This is a genomic window from Desertibacillus haloalkaliphilus, assembly GCF_019039105.1.
GTDB classification, from domain to species: domain Bacteria; phylum Bacillota; class Bacilli; order Bacillales; family KJ1-10-99; genus Desertibacillus; species Desertibacillus haloalkaliphilus.
The window spans coordinates 1-371 of the sequence record NZ_JAHPIV010000366.1 but is presented as its reverse complement, the minus strand read 5'-3'; the positions used below and the strand labels follow the sequence as shown (position 1 = coordinate 371).

The following is a 371-nucleotide window of genomic DNA, read 5'->3' as shown; positions in this document are numbered from 1 at the left end:
CTATTGTTACTTTTGATACGTATGGAAAAATATTATCAGTGAATAAAGCTATTAAAAGCATGTTCGGTTATTCGTATGAAGAAGTTGTTGATTATCAGATCGGGAGTCTGTTTCTTATTGATACAGTAGAAAAAGAAGCAAAGTCAAAACAAATTGACATGTCGTTTATCAAGCAAGCAGGGGAACGTGTTTTCGAAGTTATTGCCTTACGTAAAGATAAAAGTTGGTTTCATGCGGATATACAAGTTGGGAAAACGACTGTAGAAGGTCATGAAATTTTTGTCTGCACAATTAGGGACATAACTGAACGAAAACAAATGGAGGAAGACAAAAAGCAAAAGTATATAGATATGGAAACGATTGTTCAAGAG

Annotated in this window: 1 protein-coding gene; it reads left to right on the top strand. The window is 34.0% G+C overall.

Annotated features, from left to right (window positions below; translation table 11 throughout):
* Nucleotides 1-2: 2 nt before the first annotated feature.
* Nucleotides 3-371, top strand: a 369-nt coding sequence (locus tag KH400_RS22365) for a PAS domain S-box protein (protein ID WP_312889336.1), incomplete at its 3' end; no start/stop codon positions are given.